The sequence below is a fragment of the Rhizobium sp. T1470 genome, from assembly GCF_042140505.1.
GTDB classification, from domain to species: Bacteria; Pseudomonadota; Alphaproteobacteria; order Rhizobiales; family Rhizobiaceae; genus Rhizobium; species Rhizobium favelukesii.
On sequence record NZ_CP148093.1, the window covers coordinates 139,347 to 154,231 of the forward strand.

General features: G+C 57.7%; 14 protein-coding genes and 4 pseudogenes. 16 read left to right on the plus strand and 2 right to left on the minus strand.

Features of this window, described 5'->3' with window-relative positions; genetic code table 11:
• Nucleotides 1-20 precede the first annotated feature (20 nt).
• From WGT02_RS30375 to WGT02_RS30445, 15 genes and pseudogenes are all read left to right on the plus strand, one after another.
• The gene (locus WGT02_RS30375; protein ID WP_208245854.1) at nt 21-1,151 is read left to right on the plus strand and encodes a P1 family peptidase; all 1,131 of its coding nucleotides are present in this window, start codon (nt 21-23) and stop codon (nt 1,149-1,151) included.
• Complete coding sequence (locus WGT02_RS30380; protein WP_024318121.1) at nt 1,148-2,056, plus strand: MurR/RpiR family transcriptional regulator; 909 nt, start codon at nt 1,148-1,150, stop codon at nt 2,054-2,056. The genes WGT02_RS30375 and WGT02_RS30380 overlap by 4 nt, the downstream gene beginning before the upstream one ends.
• A 181-nt stretch (nt 2,057-2,237) precedes the next feature.
• A pseudogene (locus tag WGT02_RS30385) lies at nt 2,238-3,228 on the plus strand (ABC transporter ATP-binding protein).
• A 16-nt stretch (nt 3,229-3,244) separates the two neighbouring features.
• A complete protein-coding gene (locus WGT02_RS30390) occupies nt 3,245-3,937 on the plus strand; it encodes an ABC transporter permease (RefSeq protein WP_208245856.1) in 693 nt (230 codons plus the stop codon).
• Nucleotides 3,858-4,271, plus strand: a pseudogene (locus tag WGT02_RS30395) (transposase). The gene WGT02_RS30390 and the pseudogene WGT02_RS30395 overlap by 80 nt, the downstream one beginning before the upstream one ends.
• The gene (gene tnpB, locus WGT02_RS30400) at nt 4,268-4,621 is read left to right on the plus strand and encodes an IS66 family insertion sequence element accessory protein TnpB (protein ID WP_208245196.1); all 354 of its coding nucleotides are present in this window, start codon (nt 4,268-4,270) and stop codon (nt 4,619-4,621) included. Before WGT02_RS30395 ends, tnpB begins: the two are co-directional and overlap by 4 nt.
• A 45-nt stretch (nt 4,622-4,666) precedes the next feature.
• On the plus strand, nt 4,667-6,325 hold the full coding sequence (locus WGT02_RS30405; protein WP_208245348.1) for an IS66 family transposase: 1,659 nt from the start codon (nt 4,667-4,669) through the stop codon (nt 6,323-6,325).
• A gap of 2 nt (nt 6,326-6,327) precedes the next feature.
• Nucleotides 6,328-6,912: a plasmid pRiA4b ORF-3 family protein gene (locus WGT02_RS30410; RefSeq protein WP_208245634.1), complete on the plus strand. Its 585-nt coding sequence runs from the start codon at nt 6,328-6,330 to the stop codon at nt 6,910-6,912.
• A 273-nt stretch (nt 6,913-7,185) separates the two neighbouring features.
• Nucleotides 7,186-7,554 (plus strand): hypothetical protein, encoded by a 369-nt coding sequence (locus WGT02_RS30415; protein ID WP_024318123.1) that lies wholly within the window; start codon nt 7,186-7,188, stop codon nt 7,552-7,554.
• A gap of 13 nt (nt 7,555-7,567) precedes the next feature.
• Nucleotides 7,568-8,020, plus strand: a complete 453-nt coding sequence (locus WGT02_RS30420) for an ABC transporter permease (RefSeq protein ID WP_024318124.1) — start codon at nt 7,568-7,570, stop codon at nt 8,018-8,020.
• A 380-nt stretch (nt 8,021-8,400) separates the two neighbouring features.
• Nucleotides 8,401-8,673, plus strand: a pseudogene (locus WGT02_RS30425) (transposase); the annotation flags it as partial.
• A 328-nt stretch (nt 8,674-9,001) separates the two neighbouring features.
• Entirely contained in the window at nt 9,002-9,475 is a 474-nt protein-coding gene (gene panD, locus WGT02_RS30430; protein WP_024318126.1) for an aspartate 1-decarboxylase, read from the plus strand.
• A gap of 62 nt (nt 9,476-9,537) precedes the next feature.
• The gene (locus WGT02_RS30435; RefSeq protein ID WP_208245857.1) at nt 9,538-10,623 is read left to right on the plus strand and encodes an ATP-grasp domain-containing protein; all 1,086 of its coding nucleotides are present in this window, start codon (nt 9,538-9,540) and stop codon (nt 10,621-10,623) included.
• 119 nt (nt 10,624-10,742) lie between these two features.
• On the plus strand, nt 10,743-10,979 hold the full coding sequence (locus WGT02_RS30440; RefSeq protein ID WP_341353280.1) for an alanine racemase C-terminal domain-containing protein: 237 nt from the start codon (nt 10,743-10,745) through the stop codon (nt 10,977-10,979).
• 303 nt (nt 10,980-11,282) lie between these two features.
• A complete protein-coding gene (locus tag WGT02_RS30445; RefSeq protein ID WP_024318128.1) occupies nt 11,283-12,200 on the plus strand; it encodes a MurR/RpiR family transcriptional regulator in 918 nt (305 codons plus the stop codon).
• 276 nt (nt 12,201-12,476) lie between these two features.
• On the opposite strand, the gene WGT02_RS30450 is transcribed toward WGT02_RS30445, so the two are convergent.
• Nucleotides 12,477-13,310, minus strand: coding sequence for an IS5 family transposase (locus WGT02_RS30450; RefSeq protein ID WP_208246385.1), 834 nt, complete (start codon nt 13,308-13,310; stop codon nt 12,477-12,479).
• A gap of 78 nt (nt 13,311-13,388) precedes the next feature.
• A pseudogene (locus WGT02_RS30455) lies at nt 13,389-13,986 on the minus strand (recombinase family protein).
• 143 nt (nt 13,987-14,129) lie between these two features.
• On the opposite strand from WGT02_RS30455, the gene WGT02_RS30460 reads away from it, so the two are divergent.
• Nucleotides 14,130-14,684: a Tn3 family transposase gene (locus tag WGT02_RS30460; protein WP_208245861.1), complete on the plus strand. Its 555-nt coding sequence runs from the start codon at nt 14,130-14,132 to the stop codon at nt 14,682-14,684.
• Nucleotides 14,685-14,885 lie beyond the last annotated feature (201 nt).

Here is a 14,885-nt window from a genome sequence, read left to right on the forward strand (position 1 = left end):
TTCAACAGAAGAGGACACCAATGAAGATCACTCAGCGCTTGGCACTCGACGCTTCGACGAAGCAGCGGGCTCGCGACCTGGGGCTACCGTTTTCCGGAAAGACCGGTTCCTATAACGCCATAACCGATGTTGCCGGCATAGAGGTAGGCTATTCGACCGTGATCAGCGACGCGCCGGCGTCGGGCAGAGGACCAGCGCGCACCGGTATCACTGCCATCCTTCCGCGAGGCCGCAGCGGTCCTCTTCGGGCGCCTGTGTGGGCGGGATTCCACTCCCTTAACGGCAATGGCGAAATGACCGGGACGCACTGGATCAAGGAGGCAGGATATTTCACGGGACCGATCGCCATCACCAATACCCACAGCCTTGGAACCGTTCATCAGTCGATCCTGGAATGGATGATCGACAAGCCCGACACCAGCGTCGGACCCTACAAATTCATGCTGCCCGTGGTCGGCGAGACGTCCGATGCCTATCTTAACGACATGGACGCCTTTCACGTTACCGCCGCGCATGTGAAGGAGGCTCTGGATGGCGCTTCCAGCGGACCGCTGGCCGAGGGCAATGTCGGCGGCGGGACGGGAATGATCTGCTTCGAGTTCAAAGGGGGTACGGGAACCTCGTCCCGGGTCGTCGACCTGCTCGGTTCGCGCTACACCGTCGGCTGCCTCGTGCAGGCGAACTTTGGAATTCGACCGCTCCTCAAAATTCTCGGCGTTCCTGTCGGCGAACACCTCACATCGAATCGGCTCTTTGCCGGTGAGCAGGGCTCGATCATCGCCGTGGTGGCGACCGACGCACCTCTCATGCCGACCCAGCTGGAACGGGTCGCACGACGGGCGGGCCTCGGCATCGGGCGCACGGGCACGCCGGCAGGAGACGGATCCGGCGACCTTTGCCTTACCTTCTCTACAGCAAACCTGACCACCAGTGAGTCCGCCACAGCACCCGCTGTCGGCGATCTCGCTTTCTTACCGAACAACAGGCTCGACCCCCTGTTCGAGGCGACGGCGCAGGCAGTGGAGGAAGCGATCATCAATGCCATGGTGGCGGCCGAACCGATGGTGGGGCGCGAGGACAGGCTTGTTGCCGCGATAGAGCACGATGCGGTAAAGGAGGTTATGCGCAACTATGGACGATTGAACGTATGAGTCGCACGCAAGCGCCCCAGCCGGCCCCTGCCTCCTTTCCCTTCGTCGAGAAGATCAAGGAACGGCAGGCCACATTCTCGAAGGCGGAAAGCGCCATCGCTGCCTATCTCGTTACGAATATCCGCGACATTCCTTTCGAGACCGCGGCTTCGATATCGAGCAAGCTCAAACTCAGCCCAATGACCGTCGGGCGCTTCCTGCGTTCACTTGGCTATGAGAACCTCGCTGCTCTTAAGGCGGAATTGGGCAGCACCATCCATCAGATTGCCTGGCTTGTCGGAGAACGATATGAGCGCATGACGTCCGCTGACCGGTCTAGGAAAAAGGCGGACAGTGCCGCGCAGGATCGTGCCGCAAGTCTCGATTTGGAATTGAAAGCTGTCATCAGCGCCTATGAGCAGGCCGGCACAGAACGTTTCGGCGAAGTGGCGGAGATGGTCGCCAAGGCCGATCGGGTCTATGTGGCTGGCTTTCAGACCGTGCGCGGCCTGGCCATGGACTTTGCCCTGCGCCTCGAATACGCTCGCCCGAATGTCAGTTTCATGGACGGCGCCAGCGGCACCTACAGCGAGTTGTTCGCGGACGAAACCGGAAAGCCGCTCCTCATTGTTGTAGACGTCCGGCGGTACGCAAAGCAGGCAATGCTGCTTGCGCGACAGACCTCGCAGGCGAACGTCAACCTCGTCATAATCACGGACTCGGTGTGCTACTGGGCGCAGGAACTCACCGACAATTTGTTCCGAGTTGTCACCGACGTCGATATGTTCTGGGAAAGTAACGCGCCAGTGACAACCTTCCTCGGTCTTCTTGTGGATGAGGTGATCCGCCGTCTTGGCCCTTCGGTCAAGAAACGCAGCGAACGGATGCAAAAGCTGCAGGACAACTTCGGAAGTTTTGCCGATTAGCAATCGAAACGGGCGAGTGCCTCCTGGCTCGGCAAGCCGTCCGCTCACGAAGGTAGGGCATCTACTCCAGCCAACCGCTCGGCCAAGCCCTTGACGTCAGCCAATTGAGCGACCAGCCCAACTTGAAACACTGCGAGAAAGTCCTGCTTCCGTACAAATTGAATTCCGCCGTGTCACAAAGATGTATGGAGCGATCACTGCCGTCAAGGACCTCGCCCTTACGGTCCGTCAGGGCGAGTTCCTGACGATCCTTGGTCCAAGCGGCTCAGGAAAGAGCACAGCGTTGATACTGCTTGCTCGGTTCATATCGCGAAGTGAAGGCGATATCCTTATCGGCGGGAGGTCGGTAGCGGCTGTGCCATCCTACCGGCGCGACCAAGGCATCGTGTTCCAAAGTTACGCCCTATTCCCGCACCTAACAGTCCGCCGCAATTTGGAATTTCCCCTCGCGGCGTAAAGGCGAGTGAGCGGGCAAATCGTGTTGATAGGATACTGAAAAGAGTCCACCTGAAAGACTTCGGCGGCCGCATGCCATCACAGCTGAGTGGTGGCCAGCAACAGCGCGTAGCGCTTGCCCTAGCATTGATTGCCGATCCGCCGGTCTTGCTGCTCGACGAGCCGCTTGGCGCGCTCGATCGCAATCTTCGCGAGCAGATGCAGGGGGAGATCAAGAGTTTGCATAAGGAATTCGGAATCACCACAGTGTGCGTCACGCACGATCAAGAGGAAGCGCTCACACTATCTGATCGAGTAGTGGTTATGCGTGGCGGGGTGATTGAACAAGTTGATACACCGGAAGCACTATACGACCGCCGGCGACACTGTTCGTGGCGAACTTTTTAGGCGAAGCCAATCTTCTAGAGCAGACAGATTCTGAAGTCGAGGCAGAGAGTTCCCGGACTTCTGGTATGGTCGCCATAATCCGTCCGGAGCGGCTCCGTATCTCAACACCAGGCGCACCAAGGAGTACGGACGCGGACCAGCGCCAGTCCGTTATCGGTACGGTGGCCGACACGGTCTACGCGGGCCCGCTAAGGAAATACCATGTGCAGGCCGGAACCAGGATGCTCACTGTGCGGGAGCACGTCGCTTCGGGGCAGCAGGTCTATTCGCCTGGCGATCAGGTTCGCGTCGACTGGCTGCGGTCTGACGTCCGCTTTGTCACGCTTTAAACACGAGACCAAGTGGATGGTTCCTTTTCTCAAACTATCTCGGCCATTTAGTGGGCTCACTCTCCCCGCCTTGGCCATTCTGCTCGCCATATTCGGCATACCGATGGTCCAGCTCCTGTTTACCAGTTTCAATGCGCCGGCCTTTACGCTCGCCAACTATCAGGCGTTTGTCGATCAAACTGCCAATCTCCGCGTGCTTTCTCAGACCATTGAGATGAGTTTGGTCGCGACGACGCTCTGCGTCGTCATCGGGTATCCGACTGCGTATGTAATCGCAGCCTCTTCTAAGCAACTGCGGGCAACGCTTATTGGATTTGTCGTTATCTCTTATCTGACCAGCCTCCTGGCGCGCACCTATGCCTGGATCCTGATTCTGGGCGACCGCGGCCTGATCAACAACTTCCTGCTTGATCTAGGGTTGATCTCAAGTCCACTGCCGCTGATCTATAATTGCACCGCAGTCTACATTGGAATGGTCCAGATAATGCTGCCTGTGATGGTCCTTCCGCTCATCACCGTCATGGTCGGCATAGAACAATGTATGCATCCGGGGGAGGCCGCCTTGCTGAGAAGTGAGCGGAATTGGATGATCTGTCTATATGGACGTCAATATAGACGGTGTAATAGCGATGGACGTAACGATAGAGGGCCGGCCGCAAGTCAGCCGGATGGAGATTGTCGACAGTGGGCGGCGTCGCCGTTTCAGTAACGAGGCCAAACTTGCGATCGTTGCGGAGAGTTATTCCGCTCCCCAGCAGGTCACGGCAACGGCACGGCGACATGGCATCACGCGCTTTTAGTTGAACGATTGGCGTAAGGCAGCACGTGAGGGACGGCTTGGCAGTGGCCGTGGCATTGAGGGGTTTATTCCTGCCCTGTTGGTTCCGGAGCCAGGCATCCCGGTCGCTGCGACCAAGCCTTCGATGGCACAAAGTGGCCTTATGGAGGTGCTGAGCGCGAACGGCCGCCGTGTGATCGTGGACCGCGATGTCGACGTTGAGGCTCTGCTGCGGATTGTCCGAGGACTGGAGACATTGCGATGAACCCGTTTCCGATGGGAACAGGGGTCAAAGTCTGGCTTTCGACGGGGTATACGGACATGCGCTGTGGCTTTCCCTCTCTGGCGCTTCGGGTGCAGGAGGTCTTGAAGCATGACCCGCTCGGCGGTCATTTGTTTTGCTTCAGGGGCCGGCGCGGTGACCTGATAAAATTGGTTTGGCATGACGGCCAGGGCAGTTGCTTGTTCACAAAAAGATTGGAACGCGGGAAGTTCATATGGCCTTCTGCCGAAGGTGGTGCGGTTGCAATATCACCTGCACAGCTCAGCTATCTCCTGTCTGGCATAGACTGGCGCCATCCGCAGGAAACATGGCGTCCAACGAGGGTTGGATAGCATTATTCCATTGAAAATACAGTGAGAATCTGATCGAATGACTTCATGACTGTGAAGCCTGACGATCTTCCTGCGGACCTTGCCGGCGCCTATATGGCGCTGCTGGCCGAGCGCGAGGTATTGCAGGCTGAACGTGATGTGGCGGTTGCCGAAGCTGCTAATGCGCAAGCCCTGCTGTCCGACCGCGACGCCCTGATCGCCAGTCTTGAATTGAGGATCGACAAGCTCAAGCGCGAACTGCGCGGTCAGAGCAGCGAGCGCACGGCGCGCCTGATCGACCAGTTGGAATTGCAGCTTGAGGAACTGGTCACGGCAGCTACGGAAGATGAGATTGCAGCGCAGGCTGCCGCCGCCCGGACCTCGTCCGTGCGTCCGTTTGTGCGCAAACGGCCGGTGCGAAAGCCCTGGCCGGAGGATATCGAGCGCGAGCGCGTGGTGATCGATCCTCCGATCAATTGTGTATGCTGCGGTGGCTCGCGCCTGTCTAAACTGGGTGAGGACGTCACCGAAACGCTGGAAGAGATCCCGCGCCGGTTCAAAGTGATCGAAACAGTGCGGGAAAAGTTCTCTTGCCGTGATTGTGAGGCGATCAGCCAGCCGCCAGCGCCTTTCCATGCCACGCCGCGCGGCTTTATCGGCCCTCATCTCCTGACGACGATCCTGTTTGACAAGTTCGGCATGCACAGCCCGCTCAACCGCCAGAGCACCCGGTTCAAATGCGAAGGGATCGATCTTTCGACTTCGACGCTAGCCGATCAGGTTGGTTTTGGAACATCCGCTCTCATGCCGGTTGTTGATCTGATCGAGAAGCATGTCTTTGCGGCTGAGCGGCTTTTTGGCGACGACACCACCATTCCCATCCGGGCCAAAAGCAAATGCACGACCGGGCGCATATGGACCTACGTGTGTGATGATAGGCCCTATGGCGGCGGGGCCGCGCCGGCGGCGATCTACTATGCTTCAAGCGACCGTCGGGGCGAGCATCCGCAAAAACATCTGGCCGGATATGGCGGCATTCTACAGACGGATTGTTACAACGGGTTCGAACCGATATCGGTTGCCGAAAAGAAAGAAGTGCCGATCACGTTTGCTTTTTGCCATGCCCATGCGCGGCGGAAATTCTTTGAGCTGGCCGATATCGAGAAAAGCGCCCGCGATAGCAAACGCAACGGCAGGCCGATCTCCCCGATCGCGCTGGAGGCGGTCAAACGATTTGACGCCCTGTTTGAAATCGAACGACAGATCAACGGCTTGAGTGCAGCAGAACGACTGGCCGTGCGGCAGGAAAAGAGCAAGCCTCTGTTCGACGACATGCACGAGTGGCTGAAACGCGAACGTGCCGCGCTCAGCAGATCCTCCGACCTCATCAAAGCCATGGACTACATGCTGAAACGTTGGGATGGTTTTGCCCGCTTCCTCGAAGACGGAAGAGTTTGTCTCACGAATAATGCCGCCGAGCGCGCGCTGAGAGGTATTGCATTGGGAAGGCGGAATTGGACCTTCGCCGGTTCCCCGCGCGGGGCCGATCGTGCCGCCGTCATGCTGACGCTCATTACGACCTGCCGCCTCAACGACATCGACCCGAAAGCCTGGCTCGCCGACGTCCTGGCCCGCATCGCTGATCTTCCCGCCTCTCGCCTGCACGAACTGCTTCCATGGAACTGGAAAAGTGCGTCGGCGACAGCTCATATGCTGGCGGCCTGAAGATGGCTGCCTCCGTCGTCCGCCTGAAGGTCACCCTCGATCAAGTCGATCCAATGGTGATGCGGCGTGTTGTCGTGCCATTCCGTATCAGGCTCAGTCGGCTGCACGAGGTGTTGCAGGCGGCGATGGGCTGGACCAACAGCCATCTTTATGAATTCCGCATGCGTGACGTCGGTTTTGGATTGCCTGACGAGGAATGGGGGGATGGTCCCATCGACGCTCGCAAAGTCTCGCTGCTGTCGGCAGTCCAGGACACCGGCGCGAAATCGTTCAAATACCTTTACGACTTTGGCGACGGCTGGACGCACAGCATCAAGATCGAGCGCACCTTCCCGGCAATCGGCACGGAAGGCCCGATGCTCCTCGAAGCGGCAGGACACTGCCCACCCGAGGACGTCGGTGGCCCATGGGGGTATCAGGAGTTCCGCGAGGCGCTTGTCGATCCGGCACACGAGCGACATGCCGAACTCGTCGAATGGTGGGGCGGCAGCGATTACGATCCTGGCAATGCCAACCTCAGCCAACTCAACAAAGCCGTCGACGATCTGGCTGCCAAATGGGCCCGAAGAGCGCGCCGAAAAATCTGAAGGCATGCAAAAGGACCCAACTTGAACCGTATCACTCGATCATAACCCGGCTGAAGTTCACGCGCGAGCCTTCATCCCGCGTGATTGCTCGGATGCATACAGAACAATCGCTGATGGCAGCAGCCCGCAGCATGGGTGCACGACCTTTCACCGCCTTCAGGCGTGTATTCTTCCCACTCAGCCTGCCGGGCTGCGAAGTGGGTCTGTTCTGGTCTTTGTGCTTTGCCTGGGTTTCTATATCACGCCGGCCGCTCTTTGGGGGTGCACGACACAATGCTGTCAACCTTCATAGCCGCGCAGGTGAAGAGCTCACTGAACCTGGGATCCACCGCTGCCTCTTCACTCATCCTCCTGGCAATAGCCATGATCGTCATCTCTCTCATTGGGCTTGATCTTTCAGGATCGCCATCTCGCACCCCGCAACCGGCGCGGAAAACCTGGCTAAGGTTGCTTCCTTTATCCGGTCTACTAACCCGCTTTCTAAACGAACTCGCGGTTCCGTATCGGGCGAAGCAGTGGACGGCGCAGCTGTATCGGGCAGGGGCAGACGACCGTTGGTCGAAAATCGCCGGTGCAATATTCGTGGTATTTGTCGTGTTGTTCCTACTGTTTCCTGGCCTTGTCGTCATTGTTATCGTTTAGCCCAGGGACGTTTTTGGAATTTCCGCCGTCGGGTCTTTCGCTGCAATGGTACCGCTCGTTTTTCAGCGATGCTTGGTACGCTGCCGCGTGGACCAGCATACAGATTGGTATCGCGGTCACTATCCTATCGACAATCGTCGGGACCCTCGCAGCCTACGGCCTCAGCAATACCTATCCGCGCCTGCGCACCGTCCTGTCGATGGTGATCCTGACACCCATCACCTTTCCAGTCATCGTCGTTGGCATTGCGACCTTTCTGGGATTGGTTCAACTGGGACTAATTGGCACGAGGGCCGGGATCATCTTGGCTCATAGCATTGGGGCCATCGGCTATGTCGTCGTGATCGCGGGCGTGATCCTGGCCGGCGCCCGGACCCGGCGGACAGGCGTTGATGTGGAACTTCATCGTCGCCGCATAGCGGCGATTTGCCCGCCGAATCGGTCTCGACAGCTTGGTGTCGTTTGAGGGACGCCAATATAGCGTTCCGTTCAAGCTCCTCGGGCAGCGCGATCAGGGCGCCATTATGACGGACCAGGGTGATCGCGCCGCCCTCCCGGGCCAAAATTGTCCCGGGCACCGGTGGCGCATCGGTGGATCGATTGTATACGGTTCTGGCGGAGGTGGTGCGATGCCCCAGGCCGACTGGGCCTGGATATCGACACGACGCGCGACCGATTGCTCGCGCTGCGCTGCCCCTACGCGGCCGAGCGCCGGGGATCATCTGCTGACTGAGGCGGTAAGCCAGGCGATGGCACCGCACCTACCTGGACGGACTGCTGGAGGTGGGGCATTCCGGCGCGAGGGACGGCGGGTGAGGAACCTCGTTGAAGATGTCAGGCCTGCCGCCGACGGTAGGCGTCATAGACAGCTACCGTGATAACCACCAAAAGCGGCGGCATATCGGGGATATGATGCCGAAAAAATGATCAAGGAATGCAAGCGCCACATTGTTGGCGACACGCTCGGCCTGGCGGTCGGTCTCATGGTCCATAGCGCTGACATTCAGGACAGGGACGGTGTGATTAGGAATGCAACGCCGATTGACAGACGGTGCGCCGGACCTCTTGAAATCTATCCGCGACAGAAGGCCCTGGTTGCTGCAGGTCTTTGCCGATGGCTGCTAACTCTGGATGTCGCTTGAGGTCTGTCGGGTTTGTCAGGGCCGCGACACGGTAGCGTTCGGCCCGGCGCTTGCCGCACTCTCATGGGAGCCCTTGAAGAATAAGCACAACATCTCTTCTGAGGCTCGATCCGCCAAACTGGCACGAATTTTGAAACTCCTTAGTGCGCGGCGGCGGCAGTGGCCAACCCGCACGCATGCCGCGGCTCCCCGCGACCGATGGAACGAAGAGAGGAAAGCACCATGGCAGGTCACGGGAAAGGATCTACCGGCAAGTCCGTCACCTCCCACCCGGCGTATTTCACGACCTCAAGAGGATCTCGTAGATGAGAAAAGTCGTAGCCGCCAAGCTTCATGGCATTACTGTCACTGATGCAGATCTGAACTACCACGGTTCGATTACACTGGACCCGGATCACTGCGATGAGGTGGGGATCTTTCCACTGGAATTCGTTGACATCTGGAACAAGGCGTCAGGTGCGCGTATCAGCACGTATGTCATTTATGGTGAAAGGGGTTCCCGTTGCTGTGTGCTGAATGGAGCTGCCGCTCGTACCTGCCAGGTCGGAGACGAGATCATCGTTTGCTCCTCCGCGTACGTTGAAAAGGAGCAGATCGCCGAGATCAAACCGCGAGTATTAACGTTCAATCGGGACAATTCTGTCCGCGATCGCATGTTCTACGATGCCAGCCTCCGGGAGGATGGAGCGATTACGTTCGCGATCCGCGAGGGCTCACCGATGGAAAGGTCTTTATCCCGGTCCGAGCCACTCGCTGATGACTCAGCGAGATCGGCCTAGACGATGACAGTCCAAACCTGGCAATAAGCCGCCCCGCAACTCAGTCCGAAGAGGAAACGACCATGCAACTGGCACTTATGTATGGTGGCCGGTCCGTTGAACACGACTGGTCGATTGCGATGTACAATCATTTCGCTGACGTCCTTAACGACGCTGTTCATGCGAGTATTTCACCAGCATTTATTTATTATATCAGCCGATCCGGGGATTTGCTTAGGCTCGCCCTCGACGGGGATCGCCTTCCGAAGCATGATGAGTTTACGACTCGTGCCGAGACCTATTCGCTCACCTCGCTTGCTTGTATACTAAAAAATGACAGCAATTTCGTCTTCTCACTTCTTCAGGGTCAAGACGGAGAGGACGGTCAGATCCAGGCTCTTGCCCAATTCTATGATATCCCGGGCAGCTTTGGTGACAAAACTGCGGCCATGCTCTCCGCAGATAAGTATTTGCAGGGCTTAATCGCCAATCGACTTTGTCCCGAGCTGACCCCCATTCCGACGATCCACGTCTCCCAAAGTGATCTCGACGCTGGCATAGCCGAGGCTCTGCGGCACCTTACTGGGCCCTGTGTTCTCAAGCCGAACACGCTCGGAGGATCCTTCCTCACCGAGTGCGTCGACAATCTTTCGGAGGAGGGCCTTCGTTCCTATTCCGAACGGATCGCTGCGTATGACGCCTCATTCTTGGTCCAGCAACGAATTGTCGGAACAGAGTACACCTCCGGCGTCTTGATCAACCGCCATGAGGTTACGGTACTTCCGGTTGCGCGGATCAATAATCCCTCGGGATTTCTCGGCTATGACCAGAAGACGCAGAAGGGCAGCTACACTGTTGAGTTCCATAAGATTGAGAACAGCCTTCAGACCCGCATCTTCTCGATGTCAACGAAGATTGCTCGGGAGTTCAGGCTCCACACCTTCGGGCGCCTCGATTTCATCGTCGATGACCAGCAACGCGTCTATTTCTTCGAAGTCAATGCGGTCCCGGGTCTGACGGCAGGAAGCATCTTTCCGAAGATGCTCGCAAAAGCCGGCTTCGATCTGTGCCATGTCATTGGGCTGGCTGCCTCCAATGAGATCGACCAAAGGCGTCGCGAAGAGGTTCGCAAGATCGAGACCAGCCGCATCCGTTACGGCCCGCGATAACCAATGGCAGCTTCCCTGCCATTTCCCTAGAATGTTGCAGTCAGTGCGGAGGACCAATGCTTCACTGCCATTCACTCGACATAACGGGTCGGTCAGCCCACGTCATCGGTCGCGTTTCCATGGACACATCGATCATTGACCTTAGCTCGGCAGCCGACCTAAAGCCGTCGCTCGGTGATCTGGTCGAGGTCTGTGGCCCGTCGCAATCGCTAGATGAGCTCGCCAAAGCTATAGGTTCTATACCTAACGAGGTCTTGACGACGCTTGGCTCAAGATCCGTTCGATCATATGTCGGGGATCACGTGCTTTCGGTCGCCGGATCGCTTCATCGGCCGGGCGATCGTCGTGATTACTGACATATGTACCGGTGTCCATTTGAGCCGCAGCAGTGGCTCGTCACGGGAACGGCTGATGGACGGGGCTGATGCGCAGTAGAGTAGGGGGGGTAGTCCCGTTTCCTAATGCTGCATCGGAACACCGTCCGAGGACGGACCCGGAGACCTGTGCCTTGCCTTCCCCACGGCAAAGCTCACCAAGAGCGAATCGGTCGCCGCGCCTGCCATGGGCAACCTCGCTTTCCTGCTCAACAACAGGCTCGACACGCTCTTCGAAGCCACGGCACGTGTGCCGACATCGACCATGATGCTCTAGAGGACGTCATGCACCACTATGGACGACTGAATAGCATAAGCCGAAAAGATGCGGCGCATCAGGCGCCTGTCTTCCACCCTTTCGTCGAGAAGATCAAGGAGCGGCGGGCGACAATCTCGCGGGCAGAAAGCATCATCGCGGCTTACCTTCTCACCCATGTCCGGGAGATCCCGTTCGAGACGGCGGCCTCGATCTCCCGCAAGCTGAATGTCAGCGCTATGACGGTGGGACGCTTCCTGCGTTCCCTCGGCTATGAAGGCCTTTCCGCCCTGAAGGAGGAGTTGCGCAGCACCGTTCATCAGATCGACTGGCTCGTGGGCGAGCGCTATGAACGTATAATCTCGCCGGATCGTTCCAAGAGCGAGGAGGACGAAGCCGCACCGGACCTTTCGAAGAGCCTCAACTTGGAGCTGAAGGCAATCGTCAGCAACTACGCGCTGGCCCGCACGGCACACTTCAGTCACGTTGTCGCATTGGTGGCCAAAGCGGATCGGGTTTATGTGGCGGGCTTTCAGACCGTGCGGGGCCTAGCTATGAACTTTGCCATGCGTCTCGAATATGCCCGCCCGCGTGTCCGCTTCATGGATGGCGTCAGCGGGACCTACAGCGAACTGTTCGCGAATGAAGCCGGAAAACCACTCGTCATCGTCGTGGACGTCCGGCGCTACGCGAAGCAGGCCATGCTCTTGGCGCAACAGGCCTCGCAAGCGAACATCGATCTCGTGATCGTCACGGATGCGGTTTGCTACTGGGCACAAGATCTCACGGACAATGTTTTCCGGATCGCCACTGATGCCGACATGTTCTGGGAAAGCAACGCGCCGGTGACAAGCTTTCTTAATCTTCTCGTAGAAGACGTCATCTGCCATCTTGGCCCTTCGGCCAAAAAACGCATTGAGCAGCTGCAGAACGTGCTGTCAACTTGATGGCGGACATCCAAAATTGTCGCTGCGCATCCTCTTATATATAAGCCGATTCAAATCAGCCACATCAGGGGAATACCGGTCGCATCACGCCAGGAGTTGAAGGCGGGGTTGCGGTCGCCGAATCCGGATGGAGAGGTGAGCTATTTCGGCGAAGTAGAGGCAGCAGACGCCGGCATGAGTCGCATCATTCAGCGTATAGCCGTGAAATTAGCATTTCTGTTATAAGGTGAACAGAAGTTCAAAATCGTACTGCTAAGAGTCGGACTCGAAAAGAGTTCAATGGTAACAATACCTTGCGAGACGTCTAGTGATGAGGCGGATATGGGCGATCATGATCCATGCCTCGGCTGAAGCGATGGATTTTTCGACGTCCTTCGCCAATCTCCGGCACCTTCCAAGCCATGCAAATGTTCGCTCGACGACCCAACGGCGTGGTAGCACTTCGAAGCCTTTGGTCTTGTCGCTGCGCTTGATGATTTCGACCGTGAAGCGACCGACCTTCTTCAGCTTCCGTTTCAATTTGTCGCCCGCATAGCCACCGTCGGCGAAAACATGCAGCAACCATGGCCATCTGTGACAAATGGATTTCAGTAAATCGGGAGCGCCATCGCGGTCCTGGATATCGGCGCTGTGAACCATGAGGCCAACCAGCAGGCCGAGTGTGTCGACGACGATATGGCGCTTGCGGCCCTTGATCTTTTTGCCGGCGTCGTAACCTCGAATGCCGCCGCTTTCGGTGGTTTTGACGCTTTGGCTGTCGATCACGCCTGCCGTAGGACTGGCCTCTTTGCCTTCCAGTTCGCGCGCCGCCTTCACTAGATGGTGGTTGATGCGGGCCCAAAGCCCAATACCCCGCCACGCATAGAAGTATCGCTGAACCGTCGAGCACGGCGGAAAGTCCTTTGGCAGCATCCGCCATTGGCAGCCGGTCGAGGCGATATACAAAAGCGCATTCATGACCTCACGCAGCACCGTTGTTCGCGGTCGCCCAAGTCGACGGGGCGCAGGTAGGAGCGGCTCGACAATTCGCCATTCTCTATCCGTCATATCGCTTGCATAGCGTGCTGCTCGCCGGGCATATTGCCGACGGGTGGTTTCGGTCCAGGCCATCGTGAACTCCATCGAATCTTCGCAAATCCGAAGGAATCACAACCTGTTGAAATCACCCACTTCTTTTTGAGGCAGCCTCTAAGGCAGAACGGATCGTGAACTCTCGTCGCGAACCCGCATGATGGTCTGCCGGCTTGTCATGAATTTCCTCGCAATCGCCGATACGCTGATCCCTGTCGCATGATCGTCGAGCACATCCTGCTTTTGTTTGTCGCTGAGCGTCGAGGGACGGCCGAGGGCTTTCCCTTCCGACTTGGCGCGCTTGAGACCGGATTGCGTCCGCTCGATTAGCAAATCCCGTTCGAACTGTGCAACTGCATTGAGCACGTTCATGGTCATCGTTCGGGCTGAACTGGGGAGACCGGCGCCGTCTAGCGCGAGGCAATAAACCCGCACCCCCATTTCGGCCAGGGTCTTGACCGTGGTGCTGACGTCGATGGCATCGCGGCCAAGGCGATCAAGCTTCGTCACGATGAGAATGTCTCCGGATTCCAGCTTATCCACGAGCAGGGAAAAGCCGCGGCGTTGCGCAACGGCGGTGCTGCCGGAAACGGTCTCGGTGACGATCCGGCGCGGCTCGACATGGAACCCGCTGGCCTCGATTTCCTGGTTTTCCGTGGTTTTCCGTGGTTTTCCCGGTAGTGGAGACGCGGACATAGGCAAAGGTGCGCGGCATGTGATCAATTTCGTCCGCATAGGTTGTCCGAAATATCCATTCTGTTCGAAACACGTCAGGATAATTTGTGGACAGGCTGTTTAACCAAACGCCCATTTCCGGACAGAGGCTTGAGGCGGCAGTGCAGAGTTGCAGGAGTAGCGATGGCGATCAGGCCGACCGAAAGCGATGCCCACTACGTCCTCGACGGATTGTATGATCACGACACGATACTGGAGATCGAGGAGCATTTTACCGATACCGGCCGCGCCAGCGATTACGTCTTTGCGCTGTTCGCCCTATCGGCAAGCGCTTCGCGCGACGACTGCTCAACATCAAGGACCGGAAGTTCCACATCTTCAAGAAGGCCGATGCCTATCCGGCGCTCGAAACCACATCGGCTCCCCCATCAAACCCCTATTCTCGAACACTGGGACGATCTTCTGTATCTGGCCTCGATCACAACGCGCATCATCTCGCCGTCGACGATCATCAAAAGGTTCTCCGTCCCATTGAAATCCAGCGATCTGGCCAAAGCGTTGCGCGAACTCGGCCGTATCGAGCGCACCCTGTTCATGATCGAGTGGTATTCCAGTCCCGCGCTGCGCCGACGTTGCCAGGCCAGTCTCCACAAGGGCGAAGCCGCTCACAAGCTGAAACGTGCCGTTTTCTTTCACGAGCGCGGCGAAGTCCGTGACCGCTCCTACGATAGCTACTAGGCATTCCGGGCTTCCGCCTGATTTCCATGTCTAATCAATGACGTGCAAATGGAATGGCGCCCAGAAGAAAGCCGCACTCTGGACACTCGTGAGGCACACCTCTGATATGCCGAACGGCAAGCGATGCCGCTGACCGAACCGCAGGCTCCGTCGTGGCACACGGATCTCAGCGTCATGCCACGAAGGAGACTTGTATGTGTA